The sequence below is a fragment of the Mycobacterium intermedium genome, from assembly GCF_002086275.1.
GTDB classification, from domain to species: domain Bacteria; phylum Actinomycetota; class Actinomycetes; order Mycobacteriales; family Mycobacteriaceae; genus Mycobacterium; species Mycobacterium intermedium.
In genome coordinates this window covers 1-16,804 of the sequence record NZ_MVHT01000116.1, presented here as the reverse complement: position 1 = coordinate 16,804, position 16,804 = coordinate 1, and the positions used below count along the sequence as shown (strand labels likewise).

15 protein-coding genes are annotated in these 16,804 nt (G+C 66.5%); 12 read left to right on the top strand and 3 right to left on the bottom strand.

Features of this window, described 5'->3' with window-relative positions; all coding sequences use genetic code 11:
- The coding region (locus tag BST27_RS27080; RefSeq protein ID WP_139805400.1) for a PE family protein at positions 1–600 on the bottom strand (600 nt) is incomplete at its 3' end.
- 522 nt (positions 601–1,122) lie between these two features.
- Between BST27_RS27080 and pyrR the strand changes: the two genes are divergently transcribed.
- The 12 genes from pyrR to metK all read left to right on the top strand — a co-directional run bounded on the left by pyrR (position 1,123) and on the right by metK (position 14,300).
- Positions 1,123–1,674 carry a bifunctional pyr operon transcriptional regulator/uracil phosphoribosyltransferase PyrR gene (gene pyrR, locus BST27_RS27075; protein ID WP_263992052.1) on the top strand — a complete coding sequence of 184 codons (552 nt, stop codon included), beginning with the start codon at positions 1,123–1,125 and terminating at the stop codon, positions 1,672–1,674.
- Positions 1,671–2,645 (top strand): aspartate carbamoyltransferase catalytic subunit, encoded by a 975-nt coding sequence (locus BST27_RS27070; RefSeq protein ID WP_069418536.1) that lies wholly within the window; start codon positions 1,671–1,673, stop codon positions 2,643–2,645. The genes pyrR and BST27_RS27070 overlap by 4 nt, the downstream gene beginning before the upstream one ends.
- Positions 2,642–3,946 carry a dihydroorotase gene (locus BST27_RS27065; RefSeq protein ID WP_069418535.1) on the top strand — a complete coding sequence of 435 codons (1,305 nt, stop codon included), beginning with the start codon at positions 2,642–2,644 and terminating at the stop codon, positions 3,944–3,946. The genes BST27_RS27070 and BST27_RS27065 overlap by 4 nt, the downstream gene beginning before the upstream one ends.
- 46 nt (positions 3,947–3,992) lie before the next feature.
- On the top strand, positions 3,993–4,520 hold the full coding sequence (locus BST27_RS27060; protein ID WP_069418534.1) for a PH-like domain-containing protein: 528 nt from the start codon (positions 3,993–3,995) through the stop codon (positions 4,518–4,520).
- Entirely contained in the window at positions 4,517–5,638 is a 1,122-nt protein-coding gene (gene carA / locus BST27_RS27055; protein ID WP_069418533.1) for a glutamine-hydrolyzing carbamoyl-phosphate synthase small subunit, read from the top strand. The genes BST27_RS27060 and carA overlap by 4 nt, the downstream gene beginning before the upstream one ends.
- A gap of 85 nt (positions 5,639–5,723) precedes the next feature.
- Positions 5,724–9,092, top strand: coding sequence for a carbamoyl-phosphate synthase large subunit (gene carB, locus BST27_RS27050; RefSeq protein WP_069418532.1), 3,369 nt, complete (start codon positions 5,724–5,726; stop codon positions 9,090–9,092).
- Positions 9,089–9,937, top strand: a complete 849-nt coding sequence (pyrF, locus tag BST27_RS27045; RefSeq protein WP_069418531.1) for an orotidine-5'-phosphate decarboxylase — start codon at positions 9,089–9,091, stop codon at positions 9,935–9,937. The genes carB and pyrF overlap by 4 nt, the downstream gene beginning before the upstream one ends.
- A gap of 358 nt (positions 9,938–10,295) precedes the next feature.
- On the top strand, positions 10,296–10,616 hold the full coding sequence (gene mihF / locus BST27_RS27040) for an integration host factor, actinobacterial type (RefSeq protein WP_069418530.1): 321 nt from the start codon (positions 10,296–10,298) through the stop codon (positions 10,614–10,616).
- Between the two features lie 29 nt (positions 10,617–10,645).
- On the top strand, positions 10,646–11,281 hold the full coding sequence (gmk, locus tag BST27_RS27035) for a guanylate kinase (RefSeq protein WP_079219578.1): 636 nt from the start codon (positions 10,646–10,648) through the stop codon (positions 11,279–11,281).
- A 37-nt stretch (positions 11,282–11,318) separates the two neighbouring features.
- Positions 11,319–11,651 (top strand): DNA-directed RNA polymerase subunit omega, encoded by a 333-nt coding sequence (gene rpoZ / locus BST27_RS27030; protein ID WP_069418529.1) that lies wholly within the window; start codon positions 11,319–11,321, stop codon positions 11,649–11,651.
- 20 nt (positions 11,652–11,671) lie between these two features.
- Positions 11,672–12,952 carry a bifunctional phosphopantothenoylcysteine decarboxylase/phosphopantothenate--cysteine ligase CoaBC gene (gene coaBC, locus BST27_RS27025; protein WP_069418528.1) on the top strand — a complete coding sequence of 427 codons (1,281 nt, stop codon included), beginning with the start codon at positions 11,672–11,674 and terminating at the stop codon, positions 12,950–12,952.
- A 136-nt stretch (positions 12,953–13,088) separates the two neighbouring features.
- Entirely contained in the window at positions 13,089–14,300 is a 1,212-nt protein-coding gene (gene metK, locus BST27_RS27020) for a methionine adenosyltransferase (protein ID WP_083148711.1), read from the top strand.
- A gap of 294 nt (positions 14,301–14,594) precedes the next feature.
- On the opposite strand, the gene BST27_RS27015 is transcribed toward metK, so the two are convergent.
- Both BST27_RS27015 and BST27_RS27010 read right to left on the bottom strand, forming a co-directional pair.
- The gene (locus BST27_RS27015; RefSeq protein ID WP_069418526.1) at positions 14,595–15,170 is read right to left on the bottom strand and encodes a pyridoxamine 5'-phosphate oxidase family protein; all 576 of its coding nucleotides are present in this window, start codon (positions 15,168–15,170) and stop codon (positions 14,595–14,597) included.
- 22 nt (positions 15,171–15,192) lie between these two features.
- The gene (locus tag BST27_RS27010) at positions 15,193–16,668 is read right to left on the bottom strand and encodes a flavin-containing monooxygenase (RefSeq protein WP_069418525.1); all 1,476 of its coding nucleotides are present in this window, start codon (positions 16,666–16,668) and stop codon (positions 15,193–15,195) included.
- Positions 16,669–16,804 lie beyond the last annotated feature (136 nt).

The window sequence follows — 16,804 nt, the reverse complement described above, 5'->3', positions numbered from 1 at the left end:
GAATGGCGGGAATGGCACCAACGGCCAGCCCGACGGCACACCTGGCACCGACGGACCAAACGGCTGAAACTCGCCATTACCGAACAGGAACGCAGACCCACCGTTTCCGCCAGGCTGGCCGGGAGCCCCGGACCCACCATTGCCGCCATTACCGAAAAGCCACCCGCCCGGCCCGCCGGCCTGCCCGGTCCCGGGCGCGCCGTGGGTACCGTCGCCGAACAACGGACGTCCCGTCAACTGCTCCACCGGACCGCCCGCCGCTGTTGCCGCGGCCACAGCCTGAACGCCGTGCTGCAAGGACAGCAAGGGTGAGGTATTGGCGGCCTCGGCGGCGGCATACAGAAACCCGCCCGAGGTCAACGCCTGCACAAACTGTGCATGAAACAGTGCCGTCTGCGCACTGAGTGCCTGATACTCCTGGGCGTAGCCGGCGAATAAGCGTGAAATCGCCGCCGACACCTCATCCGCAGCCGCAGCCGCCAACGACGTCGTCGAACCCGCAGCCGCCGCGTCGGCGGCCCTAATGCCCGCACCGATGTCGGTCAAATTCGCGGTCGCAGCGGCCAGAGCCTCATGCGCTATGACAACAAACGACGACACTAAACGGCTCCCGTCTCGCTACAACTCCACTGGCAGGTACCTAGGACCGCATAATTTACCGATGTTTAAAAGAGATTCACAAGGCAACACGACAATTCTGACGCAAGCGTAAATTACGTGGGTCTATAGTCTTCGAACCGCTTGTGCCGCAACGAATGTTCGTCTGCGACCCCGATGGCCGAGCCTGGCAGACATCAGGTTCGAGCACCCAGAGATTTCGTTATTTACGACTGTGTCAGTAAATCACGATCGGTGCAATGGATCGGACTTGTTCGTAAAACGGACGACGGAAGTTGCGAGTCGCCCTCGCGGTAGGAGCTGATATTGCAGCCGAGCGCGGACCCCCAAAAGTCCGCGTGAGCCCCAACCGCATGATCCGATTGAGGCGCAGTTCGTCAAGAGCCGATCGTCACGAACGCGCCGGTTCAGCGCGACCTGCGTCGTCGAATGGCGGCGTGTTACGCTGCCCGGCAGTCGACATCCTTTAACGGGCCGTCCAGAGAGGCGGAGAAGGAGGTCAGTGTGGATGCTGCCACCGGCAGGGAGCTGATGTCTGCGGCCGACGTGGGCCGCACTGTTTCGCGCATCGCGCATCAGATCATTGAAAAAACCGCGTTGGACAGCCCCGACGGGCCCCGCGTCGTCCTGTTGGGCATTCCCACCCGGGGCGTCATCCTGGCCCAACGCCTGGCGGCCAACATCGCCGAATTCAGCGGGGTCGATGTCAGCCACGGCGCCTTGGACATCACCCTGTACCGCGACGACCTGATGATCAAGCCGCCTCGGCCGCTCGAGGAGACCTCGATCCCCGAAGGCGGCATCGACGACGCGCTGGTCATCCTCGTCGACGACGTGCTCTACTCCGGTCGCTCGGTGCGCTCGGCTCTCGACGCTCTGCGCGACGTGGGCCGCCCGCGGATCGTGCAACTGGCCGTGCTCGTCGACCGTGGCCATCGCGAACTGCCGGTGCGCGCGGACTACGTCGGCAAGAACGTGCCGACGTCGCGCAGCGAGAGCGTGCATGTCCTGTTGGCCGAACACGATGGTCGCGACGGGGTGGTGATTTCGCGATGACCCCGAGGCATCTACTGGCCGCCGGTGACCTGACCCGCGACGACGCGACGGCGATCCTCGACGACGCCGACCACTTCGCGCAGGCCCTGCTGGGACGTGACGTCAAGAAGCTGCCGACGCTACGAGGCCGCACCATCGTCACGATGTTCTACGAGAACTCGACCCGCACCCGAGTGTCGTTCGAGGTCGCCGGCAAGTGGATGAGCGCGGACGTGATCAACGTCAGCGCGGCAGGATCGTCGGTGGGCAAGGGTGAGTCGCTGCGTGACACCGCGCTGACCTTGCGGGCGGCCGGTGCCGATGCGCTGATCATCCGTCATCCGGCGTCCGGTGCCGCGCATCTGCTCGCCGACTGGACCGCGACCGGCTCGGGCGCGGAAAACACCGACGGGCCTGCGGTGATCAACGCCGGCGACGGCACGCACGAGCATCCCACCCAGGCGCTGCTGGACGCGCTGACCATCCGCCAACGACTCGGCGGCATCGAAGGCCGGCGCGTCGTGATCGTCGGCGACGTCCTGCACAGCCGGGTCGCCCGGTCCAACGTGATGCTGCTGCACACCTTGGGCGCCGAGGTGGTGCTGGTAGCGCCGCCGACCTTGCTGCCGGTGGGCGTCGACGGTTGGCCGGTAACGGTTTCCAACGACTTCGACGCGGAACTACCCGCCGCCGACGCCGTGCTGATGTTGCGGGTGCAGGCCGAGCGGATGAACGGCGGCTTCTTCCCGTCCGTGCGCGAGTATTCGACGCTCTACGGACTGTCCGCTCGCCGGCAGGCGCTGTTGCCCGGGCATGCTGTGGTGCTGCACCCGGGGCCCATGCTGCGCGGCATGGAGATTTCGTCTTCGGTGGCGGATTCCTCACAATCCGCTGTGTTGCAACAGGTTTCGAACGGGGTGCATGTACGCATGGCGGTGCTGTTCCATGTCCTGCTGGGCACCGAGGTGGCCGGAAAAGAGGGGGCGGCATGAGCGTGTTGCTGCGTGGTGTCCGGCTCTACGGTGAAGGGGAGCGGGTCGATGTCCTGGTCGACGCTCCCGGTTACGAGGGCCAGATCGCCGAGATCGGTCCAGATCTTGAAATCCCCGACACGGCAGACGTTATCGACGCCACCGACCAGGTGCTGCTGCCCGGATTCGTCGACCTGCACACCCACCTGCGCGAGCCCGGCCGCGAATACGCTGAGGACATCGAAACCGGTTCGGCCGCAGCGGCTCTCGGCGGGTACACGGCGGTGTTCGCGATGGCCAACACCAACCCGGTGGCCGACAGCCCGGTGGTCACCGACCACGTCTGGCGCCGCGGGCAGGAAGTCGGTCTGGTCGACGTCCACCCCGTCGGCGCGGTCACCGTCGGGCTGGCCGGAGCCGAGCTGACCGAGATGGGCATGATGCATGCCGGCGCCGCCCAGGTGCGGATGTTCTCCGACGACGGCATCTGCGTGCACGACCCGTTGGTGATGCGCCGGGCCCTGGAATACGCCAGGGGGCTGGGTGTGCTGATCGCCCAGCACGCGGAGGAGCCACGGCTGACGGTCGGCGCCGTCGCCCACGAGGGACCGACGGCCGCCCGCCTGGGGCTGGCCGGATGGCCGAGGGCCGCCGAAGAATCGATCGTCGCCCGCGACGCCCTGCTGGCCCGGGATGCGGGAGCGCGGGTGCACATCTGCCACGCGTCCACGGCGGGCACCGTGGAGATCCTGAAATGGGCTAAGGATCAAGGCATTTCGATCACCGCCGAGGTGACCCCGCATCACCTGTTGCTGGACGACAGCCGGCTGCAAACCTACGACGGCATCAATCGAGTCAATCCGCCGCTGCGCGAAGCCGGCGACGCGATCGCGCTGCGTCAGGCACTCGCCGACGGGGTAATCGACTGTGTGGCCACCGATCACGCTCCGCACGCGGAGCACGAGAAATGCGTCGAGTTCTCCGCGGCACGCCCGGGGATGCTGGGTCTGCAGACCGCTCTGTCGGTCGTCGTGCAGACCATGGTGCAACCCGGTCTGCTGAATTGGCGCGACGTCGCACGGGTGATGAGCGAGAATCCGGCGCGCATTGTCGGGCTGCCCGATCAAGGCCGGCCGATTGAGGTGGGCGAGCCGGCCAACTTGACCGTGGTGGATCCCGCCGCGACCTGGACGGTCGCCGGAACGGAGCTGGCGAGTCGGTCGAACAACACCCCCTACGAGTCGATGACCTTGCCGGCGGCCGTGACCGCGACCCTGCTGCGTGGGAAAGTCACTGCGCGGGACGGGAAGAGTCCGGTATGAACCGCGCCGGCGACGATGCAGAGCGCAGCGATGAGGAGTGGCGCTCATGAACACCGGCACGCTGGTTGGATCGCTGATCTTCGCGGCCATCGTGGTCGTGGCGATCGCGGTGGTGATCCAGCTGATGATGCGCGGCTGGCGGCGCCGGGGTGAGCGGCAGGCGGAACTTCTGGGCAACATGCCCGACATCCCTGACACCCTGGGCTCCGCGATCCTGACCACCCAAGGTTTGTATTGCGGTTGCACCCTGGCCCCGGAGTGGAACGAGCGGGTCACCACGGGCGACCTGGGCTATCGCAGCAAGGCTGTGCTCACCCGCTACCCCGAGGGCATCCTGGTGGAGCGTGTCCGCGCCAACCCCATCTGGATCCCGGAAGAGTCGATCAGCGCAATCCGTTTGGAGCGCGGCGTTGCCGGCAAAGTAATCAGTCGCGTCGGGGTGTTGGCGATCCGGTGGCGGCTGCCTTCGGGGGTCGAGATGGACACCGGGTTCCGCGCGAACAACCGCGCCGACTATGAGAACTGGCTGGACGGCACGGACCGGCCCAATGGCAAGGAGGAGCCGCGCACGTGAGCAGTAAGGCCGTTTTGGTGCTTGAGGATGGCCGCATCTTCACCGGGGTGCCGTTCGGCAAGATCGGGCAGACACTCGGTGAAGCGGTGTTCAGCACGGCGATGTCGGGCTACCAGGAGACGCTGACCGATCCCAGCTATCACCGCCAGATCGTGGTGGCCACCGCGCCGCAGATCGGCAACACCGGCTGGAACAACGAGGACGCCGAAAGCCGAGGCGACAAGATCTGGGTGGCCGGCTACGCGGTGCGCGACCCGTCGCCGCGCGCCTCCAATTGGCGGGCGACCAGCACGCTCGAGGACGAACTCATCCGGCAGAACATCGTCGGGATCGCCGGGATCGACACCCGGGCCGTGGTACGCCACCTGCGCAGCCGCGGATCGATGAAGGCGGGCGTGTTCTCGGGTGCGGCCCTGGCCGATGCTGACGAGCTGGTCGAGCGGGTGCGTGCCCAGCAGCCGATGCTGGGCGCCGACCTGGCCGGCGAGGTCAGCACCCCGGACACCTACATCGTCGACCCCGACGGGCCGACCCGGTTCACCGTGGCCGCCCTCGACCTGGGCATCAAGACCAACACGCCGCGCAACTTCGCCCGGCGCGGCATTCGCAGCCACGTCCTGCCGGCTTCGGCCACCTTCGATCAGATCGCCGAAATCAAGCCGGACGGCGTATTCCTGTCCAACGGCCCCGGCGACCCCGCCACCGCCGACCACGTCGTCGCGGTGACCAAAGAGGTGCTGAGCGCCGGGATACCGCTGTTCGGGATCTGCTTCGGCAACCAAATCCTGGGCCGCGCCCTGGGTTTGTCCACCTACAAGCTGGTGTTCGGCCACCGCGGGATCAACATCCCGGTCATCGACCACGCCACCGGACGGGTCGCGGTGACCGCGCAGAACCACGGCTTCGCGCTGGAAGGCGAGGCGGGTCAGACCTTCGACACACCGTTCGGTGCGGCCGTCGTCAGCCACACCTGCGCCAATGACGGAGTGGTCGAGGGCGTGAAACTCACCGACGGGCGGGCCTTTTCGGTGCAATACCACCCCGAAGCCGCCGCGGGCCCGCACGATGCGGAGTACCTGTTCGACCAGTTCATCGACCTCATGGAAGGCCACCAATGACCGCGAGCGTGCGTGTTGGCACGGCGACACGCCGTAACCGGTGTACAACTGCGCACACTCGCGCCCGGAATGAAGGGGCCAACTAGTGCCGCGGCGGACTGATATCAACCACGTCCTGGTGATCGGATCCGGGCCGATCGTCATCGGCCAGGCCTGCGAGTTCGACTACTCGGGCACCCAGGCATGCCGGGTGCTGCGCGCGGAGGGGCTGACGGTCAGCCTGGTCAACTCCAACCCGGCCACCATCATGACCGACCCGGAGTACGCCGACTACACCTACGTGGAGCCGATCACCCCGGCGTTCGTGGAGCGGGTGATCGCCCAACAGGCCGAGCGCGGCAACAGGATTGACGCCCTACTGGCCACCCTGGGCGGGCAGACCGCGCTCAACACCGCGGTGGCGCTGTACGAGAGCGGGGTGCTGGAACGCTACGGGGTGGAGCTGATCGGCGCGGACTTCGACGCCATCCAGCGCGGCGAGGACCGGCAACGGTTCAAAGACATCGTCGCCAAGGTGGGCGGCGAATCCGCGCGCAGCCGAGTGTGTTTCACCATGGACGAGGTTCGCGAGACGGTCGAGGAACTCGGTCTGCCCGTGGTGGTGCGGCCGAGTTTCACCATGGGCGGGCTGGGTTCGGGTTTGGCCAACTCCGCCGAAGAGGTGGGGCGGATGGCCGGCGCGGGACTGGCCGCCAGCCCCAGCGCCAACGTGCTGATCGAGGAATCGATTTACGGCTGGAAGGAATTCGAGCTCGAGCTGATGCGCGACGGCCACGACAACGTGGTGGTGGTGTGCTCGATCGAGAATGTCGATCCGATGGGCGTGCACACCGGCGACTCGGTCACGGTTGCGCCGGCCATGACGCTGACCGACCGGGAATACCAGAAGATGCGCGACATGGGCATCGCGATCCTGCGCGAGGTCGGCGTGGACACCGGGGGCTGCAACATTCAGTTCGCGGTCAACCCGAAGGACGGCCGGCTCATCGTGATCGAGATGAACCCTCGGGTGTCGCGGTCCAGCGCGCTGGCTTCCAAGGCCACCGGCTTTCCGATCGCCAAGATCGCCGCCAAACTGGCCATCGGGTACACCCTCGACGAAATCGTCAACGACATCACCAAGGAAACTCCGGCCTGTTTCGAGCCCACCCTGGACTATGTCGTGGTCAAGGCGCCGCGGTTCGCCTTCGAAAAGTTCCCGGGCGCCGACCCGACGCTGACCACCACGATGAAGTCCGTCGGAGAAGCAATGTCGTTGGGCCGCAACTTCGTTGAGGCCTTGGGCAAGGTGATGCGTTCGCTGGAGACCACCCGGGCCGGATTCTGGACGGGCCCGGATCCCGACGGCGACGTCGACGCCGTGCTCGAGCGGCTGCAGACTCCCACCGAAGGCCGCCTGTACGACATCGAATTGGCGTTGCGCCTGGGCGCCTCGGTGGAACGAGTGGCCAATGCCAGCGGCGTCGACCCCTGGTTCGTCGCGCAGATCGACGAATTGGTGGGCCTGCGCGCCGAACTCGTCGACGCGCCCGTGCTGGACGCCGACCTGTTGCGCCACGCCAAGCACAGCGGACTGTCCGACCGCCAGATTGCCGCGCTGCGGCCAGAACTGGCCGGCGAAGCCGGGGTGCGGTCCCTGCGGGAGCGTCTCGGGATCCACCCTGTGTACAAGACGGTGGACACCTGTGCGGCGGAGTTCGAGGCCAAGACGCCCTACCACTACAGCAGCTATGAACTCGATCCGGCCGCCGAGACCGAGGTGGCGCCGCAGACCGAGAAGCCCAAGGTGCTGATTCTGGGGTCCGGCCCGAACCGGATCGGTCAGGGCATCGAATTCGACTACAGCTGCGTGCACGCGGCAACCACGTTGAGCCAGGCCGGTTTCGAGACCGTGATGGTCAACTGCAACCCGGAAACGGTGTCCACCGACTACGACACCGCCGACCGGTTGTACTTCGAGCCGCTGACGTTCGAGGACGTCCTCGAGGTGTTCCACGCCGAGGACCAGTCTGGCGCCGGCGGGCCCGGGGTGGTCGGGGTCATCGTCCAACTTGGCGGCCAGACGCCGTTGGGGTTGGCCCAGCGGCTCTTCGACGCAGGCGTGCCTATCGTCGGCACCTCGCCGGAAGCGATCGACTTGGCCGAGGACCGCGGCGCCTTCGGCGACGTGCTGAGCAGCGCGGGACTGCCCGCGCCGAAATACGGCATGGCAACCACTTTCGCGCAGGCTCGCCGCATCGCCGACGACATCGGCTACCCGGTGTTGGTGCGCCCGTCGTATGTGTTGGGCGGCCGCGGCATGGAGATCGTCTATGACGAGGCGACGCTCGAGGGCTACATCACCCGCGCCACCCAGCTCTCACCCGAGCACCCGGTGCTCGTCGACCGCTTCCTCGAAGACGCCGTCGAGATCGACGTCGACGCGCTGTGCGACGGCGCCGAGGTCTACATCGGCGGGATCATGGAGCACATCGAAGAGGCCGGGGTCCACTCCGGTGATTCGGCGTGCGCACTGCCGCCGGTGACGTTGGGCCGCAGCGACATTGAGAAGGTGCGCAAGGCCACCGAGGCCATCGCCCACGGCATCGGCGTGGTGGGTCTGCTCAACGTGCAGTACGCGCTGAAGGACGACGTGCTCTACGTCCTGGAAGCCAACCCGAGGGCCAGCCGCACCGTTCCGTTCGTCTCCAAGGCAACCGCCGTCCCGCTCGCCAAGGCATGCGCCCGAATCATGCTGGGCGCCAGTATTGCTCAACTGCGTGCCGAAGGCATGCTGGCCGAGTCCGGGGACGGCGCCCACGCGGATCCGTACGCTCCGATCGCCGTCAAGGAAGCTGTACTGCCCTTCCACCGGTTCCGGCGCGCCGACGGGGCCGCCATCGATTCCCTGCTGGGCCCGGAGATGAAGTCGACGGGCGAAGTGATGGGAATCGACCGCGACTTCGGCAGCGCCTTCGCCAAGAGCCAAACCGCCGCTTACGGATCGCTGCCGGCGCAGGGCACGGTGTTCGTCTCGGTCGCCAACCGCGACAAGCGCTCGCTGGTCTTCCCGGTGAAGCGACTGGCCGACCTCGGGTTCCGCGTCCTGGCCACCGAGGGGACCGCGGAGACGCTGCGCCGCAACGGAATTCCCTGTGACGAGGTGCGCAAGCACTTCCAGTCGCCGGAACCGGGCCGGCCCCCGGTGTCCGCGGTCGACGCGATCCGGGCCGGCGAGGTCGACATGGTGATCAACACCCCATACGGCAATTCCGGGCCGCGTATTGACGGCTATGAGATCCGGTCGGCCGCGGTACAGGCCAACATCCCGTGCGTCACCACCGTGCAGGGCGCCTCGGCGGCCGTGCAGGGCATCGAGGCCGGAATCCGCGGCGACATCGGGGTGCAGTCACTGCAGGAGTTGCACCGCGCGATCGGCGCCCAAGGGCGAGCCGAAAGCGGCACCGACAGGTGACCGGCTTCGGCGCCCGCCTGCTCGACGCGAGGGCGCGTCGCGGGCCGCTGTGTCTGGGTATCGATCCGCATCCCGAGTTGCTGCAGGCCTGGGGGCTGCCGACCACCGCCGACGGCCTGGCCGCCTTCTGTGACATCTGCGTGCAGGCCTACGCCGGGTTCGCCGCGGTCAAACCCCAGGTGGCGTTTTTCGAGGCGTACGGCGCCGCCGGGTTCGCGGTGCTGGAACGCACCATCGCCGCGCTGCGCGCCGACGGCGTGTTGGTGATCGCCGACGCAAAACGCGGGGACATCGGCTCCACGATGGCGGCCTACGCCGCGGCGTGGGCGGGCGACTCGCCGCTGGCCGCGGACGCGGTGACGGCCTCGCCGTACCTCGGCTTCGGTTCGTTGCGGCCGCTGCTGGAGGTCGCCGCGGCACATGACCGGGGGGTCTTCGTGCTTGCCGCCACCTCCAACCCGGAGGGTTCGACCGTGCAGCGCGCGCGGAACGACGGGCGCACGGTGGCTCAGCTGATCGTCGACGAGGTGGGTGCAGCAAACACAAAGACAACGTCCGAGCCCGGCTCGCTGGGGGTGGTCGTCGGCGCCACGGTCGAACAACCACCCGATCTCAGCGCCTTGGGCGGGCCGGTGCTCATCCCCGGCGTGGGCGTCCAGGGCGGGCGCCCCGAGGCGCTGGCGGGCCTGGGCGGAGCCGCGTCGGAGTGGCTCCTACCAGCGGTCTCACGCGAGGTCCTGCGCGCCGGACCGGCCGTGTCGGCCCTGCGTGCGGCCGGAGAGCGGATGCTTGATTCAGTCGCCTATCTCGCCACGACACGCGCGACGCACGACGAAAAAGCGTGATTCGTGGCACGCGGCCGCGCCGATGCGCGCTCCGCAGCCGCGGGGTAGGGCGCCGAAACGTCACGCGTGGTCGTGCGAGCAAGACAAAACTGCTGGTAGAGGCCTTGTTATCGGCCGCGGTCGCGGGCCATGGGCGCGGAACGGGTGCCCCGACTCGTCGGCTTGAGCATGACCGCGCAGACCGGTCCAGAAGGGCATCCGCAGAGCTCACGCTGGACTTTTTCGGTCACCTAGGCCGCCAAACCGGGGGGTCGGGTTAGATTTCGTCAGGAACCGTGAGTACGGTCGTCTGCGCTGGCTGGAGTACCCGGCCAAGACAAATGAAGATCGATTTTTATCGATGAGAGACGGAGGAATCGTGGCCCTTCCCCAATTGACCGACGAGCAGCGCGCGGCCGCGTTGGAGAAGGCTGCTGCCGCACGTCGAGCACGAGCAGAGCTCAAAGATCGGCTAAAGCGCGGTGGCACCAACCTCACGCAGGTGCTCAAGGACGCCGAGAGCGACGAAGTTCTGGGCAAGATGAAGGTGTCTGCGTTGCTGGAGGCGTTGCCGAAGGTTGGCAAAGTCAAGGCGCAGGAAATCATGACCGAGCTCGAGATTGCCCCTACCCGCCGGCTGCGCGGTCTTGGTGACCGTCAGCGCAAGGCCCTGCTGGAAAAGTTCGGCGGCTCCGCCTAGGCCCCCGGGCTTAAGGCGCAGCTGAAGTAATGCAGGCCGAACGGCCTGTGGGGGATACCGACCTGGGGGCGAAAGTGCGCTCCAGCGGGGGACCGGGCGCAGGACGAGTCGTTGTGCTGTCCGGTCCCTCGGCGGTCGGGAAATCAACTGTGGTCCGGTGTCTGCGTGAGCGGATCCCGAACCTCCATTTCAGCGTCTCGGCCACGACGCGAGAGCCGCGTCCGGGGGAGATCGACGGCGTCGACTACCACTTCGTCAGTCCGGCCCGCTTCCAAGAACTCATTGACCGGGGCGAACTGCTGGAGTGGGCGGAAATCCACGGTGGATTGCACCGCTCGGGCACCCTGGCCCAGCCGGTACGCGAGGCCGCTGCTTCCGGTGTGCCGGTGCTCATCGAGGTGGACCTGGCCGGAGCCAGAGCCATCAAACAAACGATGCCTGAGGTCCTGACGGTGTTCCTCGCACCGCCCAGCTGGGAGGATTTGGAGGCCCGGTTGATCGGTCGCGGTACCGAGACACCAGAGGTCATCCAGCGCCGACTGGAGACGGCGCGAATCGAATTGGCAGCTCAAGGCGACTTCGATCAAGTGGTGGTAAATCGCCGATTAGAGTCTGCGTGCGCCGAATTGGTATCCTTGCTGGTTAGAAACCCATCAAGTTCTTGACTTTTCGCATCGCACTACGCTGCCAGGAGAATTTTTAGTGAGTAACTCGCCGTCCGACACGTCGTTGACCGCCGTCCCTGCGGTGGATCAGTTCGATCCTTCGTCAGGTGGAGTGGGCGCCTACGACACCCCGTTGGGCATCACCAACCCACCCATCGACGAGTTGCTGGACCGCGTCTCGAGCAAGTACGCCCTGGTGATCTACGCGGCCAAGCGGGCTCGGCAGATCAACGACTACTACAACCAGTTGGGTGAGGGCATCCTCGAATACGTGGGCCCCCTGGTCGAGCCCGGGTTGCAGGAGAAGCCGCTGTCGATCGCACTGCGCGAAATCCACGCTGACCTGCTCGAACACACCGAGGGCGAGTAACGGGTCGGGCCGGGCGCGCTGTGGAGGGCAAGCGGACTGCCAAGGACGTCGCCAAGAACGTCGCCAAAAACGTCGTAGTCGGCGTCTCCGGAGGAATCGCCGCCTACAAGGCGTGCACCGTCGTCCGTCAGCTTGCCGAGGCCGGACACAACGTCCGCGTCATTCCCACCGAGTCCGCGCTGAATTTCGTCGGCGCCGCGACATTCGAAGCGCTGTCCGGTGCGCCGGTGCGCACCGGCGTTTTCGAAGACGTTCCGGAAGTACCGCACGTTCGTCTCGGTCAGCAGGCCGACCTGGTGGTGGTCGCTCCGGCCACAGCCGACCTGCTTGCCCGTGCGGCCGCCGGCCGCGCCGACGACCTGCTTACCGCCACCCTGCTCACCGCGCGATGTCCGGTGCTGTTCGCGCCGGCGATGCACACCGAGATGTGGTTGCACCCGGCCACCGTCGACAACGTCGCCACTTTGCGCCGCCGCGGCGCGGTTGTCCTCGAGCCTGCATCCGGGCGGCTCACCGGCACTGACAGCGGCGCGGGCCGCCTGCCTGAGGCCGAGGAGATCACCACCCTGGCTCACCTGCTGTTGGAGCGCCACGACGCGCTGCCCTACGACCTGGCCGGCTGCAAGGTGCTGGTGACCGCCGGCGGCACCCGCGAGGCGATCGACCCCGTGCGTTTCATCGGCAACCGCAGCTCCGGCAAGCAGGGCTATGCGGTCGCTCGAGTGGCTGCCCAGCGCGGCGCCGAGGTGACGCTGATCGCGGGCCACACTGCCGGCCTCATCGACCCCGCAGGCGTCAACGTGGTCCACGTCAGCTCCGCTCAGCAGCTTGGCGACGCCGTGTCGAAGCACGCGCCGGACGTAAACGTGCTGGTGATGGCGGCGGCGGTGGCCGACTTCCGGCCCACGCAGGTCGCGACCGCGAAGATCAAGAAGAGCGCCAGAGACTCCGCGGCGCCCACCATCGAGCTTGTCCGCAACGATGATGTGCTCGCCGGCGCGGTCCAGGCGCGCGCGCACGGCCAGCTGCCGAACATGCGGGCCATCGTGGGGTTTGCCGCCGAGACCGGCGACGCCAACGGCGACGTCCTCTTTCACGCCCGGGCCAAGCTGCAGCGCAAGGGTTGCGACCTGCTGGTCGTGAACGCGGTGGGCGACGGCAGGGCCTTTGAGGTAGACAGCAATGACGGGTGGCTGCTGGCGTCGGACGGTACGGAGTCCGCGCTCCAACACGGCTCCAAGACGTTGATGGCCAGCCGTATCGTTGACGCAATCGCCACGTTCTTGCACAGCGATAGCTGATAACGTCCCAGGGCGACGTAGCCCCGGAGACGTAGCCCCAGACAGGGACCAGGCGACCTGGGGGACAAGACCATAATTCGCCTAACTAACATTTAGGCGCCAACGAAGTTGGCACATTGACTGGAAGGAATGCAGGGTGAGCGAGAAGGGTCGGCTGTTTACCAGTGAGTCGGTGACAGAGGGACATCCCGACAAGATCTGTGACGCGATCAGCGACTCGGTCCTCGACGCGCTTTTGGCGGAGGATCCCCGCTCACGTGTCGCGGTCGAGACGCTGGTGACCACTGGGCAGGTCCATGTCGTGGGCGAGGTGACGACCTCGGCGAAGAACGTGTTCGCCGATATCACCAACACGGTCCGCGAGCGCATTCTCGAGATCGGCTACGACTCGTCGGAAAAGGGCTTCGACGGGGCGTCGTGCGGGGTGAACATCGGTATCGGTGCCCAGTCGCCGGACATCGCCCAGGGTGTGGACACCGCGCACGAGGCGCGGGTTGAGGGCGCGGCCGATCCGCTGGACTCCCAAGGCGCCGGCGACCAGGGCTTGATGTTCGGTTACGCGATCAACGACACCCCGGAATTGATGCCGCTGCCCATCGCGCTGGCCCACCGGCTGTCACGGCGACTGACCGAGGTGCGCAAGACCGGCGTGCTGCCCTACCTGCGGCCCGACGGCAAGACCCAGGTCACCATCGCATACGAGGACGACGTCCCGGTTCGTCTCGACACCGTGGTCGTTTCCACGCAGCACGCCGACGGGATCGACCTGGAAGGGACGCTGGACCCCGACATCCGCGAGCATGTGCTCGGCTTCGTGCTGAAGGAGCTCGGCCACGAGACGCTGGACGCGTCGGCGACCCGGGTGCTGGTCAACCCGACCGGCAAGTTCGTCCTGGGCGGACCGATGGGCGACGCCGGCCTGACCGGCCGCAAGATCATCGTCGACACCTACGGTGGCTGGGCCCGCCACGGCGGCGGCGCCTTCTCCGGCAAGGACCCGTCGAAGGTGGACCGGTCGGCGGCCTACGCGATGCGCTGGGTGGCCAAGAACATCGTTGCGGCCGGTCAGGCCGAGCGGGTTGAGGTGCAGGTTGCCTACGCCATCGGCAAGGCAGCGCCGGTGGGATTGTTCATCGAGACGTTCGGCACCGCGACGGTCGACCCGGTCAAGATCGAGAAGATCGTGCCCGAGGTGTTCGACCTGCGTCCCGGTGCCATCATCCGCGACCTGGATCTACTGCGGCCGATCTACGCCCCGACGGCGGCCTACGGACACTTCGGCCGCACCGACATCGAACTGCCCTGGGAGCAGCTGAACAAGGTCGACGACCTCAAGCGCGCCATCTAGCCTCGCCGCACTCTTCTCGCCGAGCGTCACGCCAGCGTGGCGTTCGACGGGGTGTTCCCGCCTAACCCGCCGAGCGTCACGCCAGCGTGGCGTTCGACGGGGTGTTCCCGCCTAACCCGCCGAGCGTCACGTCAGCGTGGCGTTCGACGGGGTGTTCCCGCCTAACCCGCCGAGCGTCACGGCAGCGTGGCGTTCGACGCCGAGCGTCACGTCAGCGTGACTTTCGGCGGCGTGCTTCCGCCTAACCCGCCGAGCGTCACGGCAGCGTGGCGTTCGGCGGGGTTAGTTGGCGGCTTAACCCCCTACCGGCGGCGGTGGCGGGTGGTCGGGGTCCAATCCAGGCAACCCATCGATGCTGTGCTGATTGCGACCGATCAAGCGGGCGTAGGCCTCCTCAGGCGCCTTGACGTGATGGGTCTCGAGTACCGGTCGTTCGTCGACGAGTTCGTAGTAGGGCACCGCGAATCCGCAGGCGTCGGCAATGCGCTCGACATCGACGACAATGGCAGCGCGTAGACCCGACCGCAGGTCGCCGAAATGGCTTCTGATCCGGTCGAATTCGGCATCGTCGGGACGAACGACGCGGCCGGTGCCGAACAGTCGAAGTATTCGCGAGTTGCGGGTGAACGAGCAGAACATGATGGTGATCCGGCCGTTGTCCCGCAAATGCGCGATCGTTTCGACACCGCTGCCGAACAGGTCGAGGTAGGCGACGGTGTGGTCGTCGAGCACCGCGAAGGTGTCTTGGTATCCCTTGGGCGACAGGTTGATCCGACCGCCTGAGCTCGGTGCAGTGGCGACGAAGAACATGGCCTGCTGGCCGATGAACTCGCGCAGTGACTCGTCGATGCGCGAAAATTCCTTCGCCATCGTTGCAGCGTAGCGCCCCCGCTCAGGCGGTGAAGCGATAGTCCTCGAGGTCGAACCGCCGACTGCGCCAATAGGCTTCGACCGTGGTGGTGGGGCGCAGGGGTACGTCGCCGTTCTTGTCGAAGTAATAGCTGTTGGCCAGTCGGCAGCTGTCCTGCCAGAAAATCTGCCGATGCCGCTTGCGCATCATCTCCGCGAAGTACCGGGCGTTGGCCTCCTCGCGCACCTCGACTTTGGTCGCGCTCTTCTTTCGGGCGCGTTTCAGGCAGCGCACGATGTGGTGCGTCTGAGTTTCGATCAGCGCGAAGTACGACGACCCGACGTAGCCGTACGGGCCGAAAACGGTGAACATATTCGGGAATCCCGGAACGCTGACACCCTCGTACGCCTGCAGCCGGTTCTCGTCCCAGAACCGGCTCAAGGACCGGCCGCCACTGCCGGTGACGGCATAGGTTGGGACGCTATCGGTGTCCATCACCTTGAAGCCGGTCGCCAGAATCAGCACGTCGATTTCGTGGTCTTCACCGTCCGTGGTCACCACCGCACTCGGCGTGATCTTGTCGATAGGCTCGGTGACGAGCCGAACGTTGTCGCGGTTGAACGTGGCCAGATATTCATTGTGGAACCCGGGTCGCTTACAGCCCACGGCGTATTGCGGGGTGAGCTTGGCCCGCACCTCCGGATCCTTGACCTGCTCGCGCAGGTACCTGCGGCCGGCCGCACCCATGTTCTTGGCCAGCGGAAAGACGGTGAAGTATTGCGCCGCAAGGGGGAAGGTCAGTTCCACGAACGCCTGGCTGAGCAGCCGCTGAATGACCTTGCCGCCGGGAATGCGCATTGCCAAGCGGGCCGCGGCGGGGAGCGGAAGGTCGAGCTTGGGGAAGCACCAGATCGGGGTGCGTTGAAACACCGTCAGCTGGGCCACTTTCGGTGCGATCTCGGGAATGACCTGCACTGCCGACGCGCCCGTGCCGATGATGGCGACCCGCTTGCCGGTTAGGTCCTGGCTGTGGTCCCAGCGGGCGGTGTGCATGGTGATGCCGTCAAAGGAGTCGACGCCGTCGATGTCGGGCAGGTTCGGCACGGTGAGCACGCCGCTGGCGCTGATCAGGAACCGGGCCGTGACTTCGCCGCCCGGCTCCGTCTGTACTCGCCAAATGTTGTGTGCGTCGTCGAATTCGGCCGAGATCACCTTGGTGTTGAACCGAATTCGGGACCGGATGCCGTACTTGTCGACGCAGTGGTCGGCGTACGCCTTGAGTTCGTGCCCAGGTGCGTAGGTGCGCGACCACTCCGAGCTCTGCTCAAAGGAGAACTGGTAGGAGAACGACGGAATGTCCACGGCGATACCGGGGTAGGTGTTCCAATGCCAGGTGCCACCGACACCGTCGCCCGCCTCGATCACCAGGTAGTCGTGGAATCCCGCTTGGTCCAGCTTTATTGCCGAGCCGATTCCGGAGAATCCGGCACCGACGATCAGAATTTCGTAGTCCGGCATCTAAAGCCCGCTTCCGATTAGGTGCAGTCCGTGCTTGGGCCCGGGTCATCGTCCAGGTCTTGAGCCGTCGGGCGGGTCTGCGCAACGGCCGCTCGACGGTGAGCGTGGCCATGACTCCACTGTAGGGGCGGCGGGG

What these genes read in the sequence shown, in the direction of transcription:
- BST27_RS27070 (WP_069418536.1), top strand. Translation starts at nt 1,671, where the DNA reads ATGACCCCGAGGCATCTACTGGCCGCCGGTGACCTGACCCGCGACGAC.
- BST27_RS27065 (WP_069418535.1), top strand. Translation starts at nt 2,642, where the DNA reads ATGAGCGTGTTGCTGCGTGGTGTCCGGCTCTACGGTGAAGGGGAGCGG.
- BST27_RS27060 (WP_069418534.1), top strand. Translation starts at nt 3,993, where the DNA reads ATGAACACCGGCACGCTGGTTGGATCGCTGATCTTCGCGGCCATCGTG.
- gmk (WP_079219578.1), top strand. Translation starts at nt 10,646, where the DNA reads ATGCAGGCCGAACGGCCTGTGGGGGATACCGACCTGGGGGCGAAAGTG.
- BST27_RS27015 (WP_069418526.1), bottom strand. Translation starts at nt 15,170, where the DNA reads ATGGCGAAGGAATTTTCGCGCATCGACGAGTCACTGCGCGAGTTCATC.
- BST27_RS27010 (WP_069418525.1), bottom strand. Translation starts at nt 16,668, where the DNA reads ATGCCGGACTACGAAATTCTGATCGTCGGTGCCGGATTCTCCGGAATC.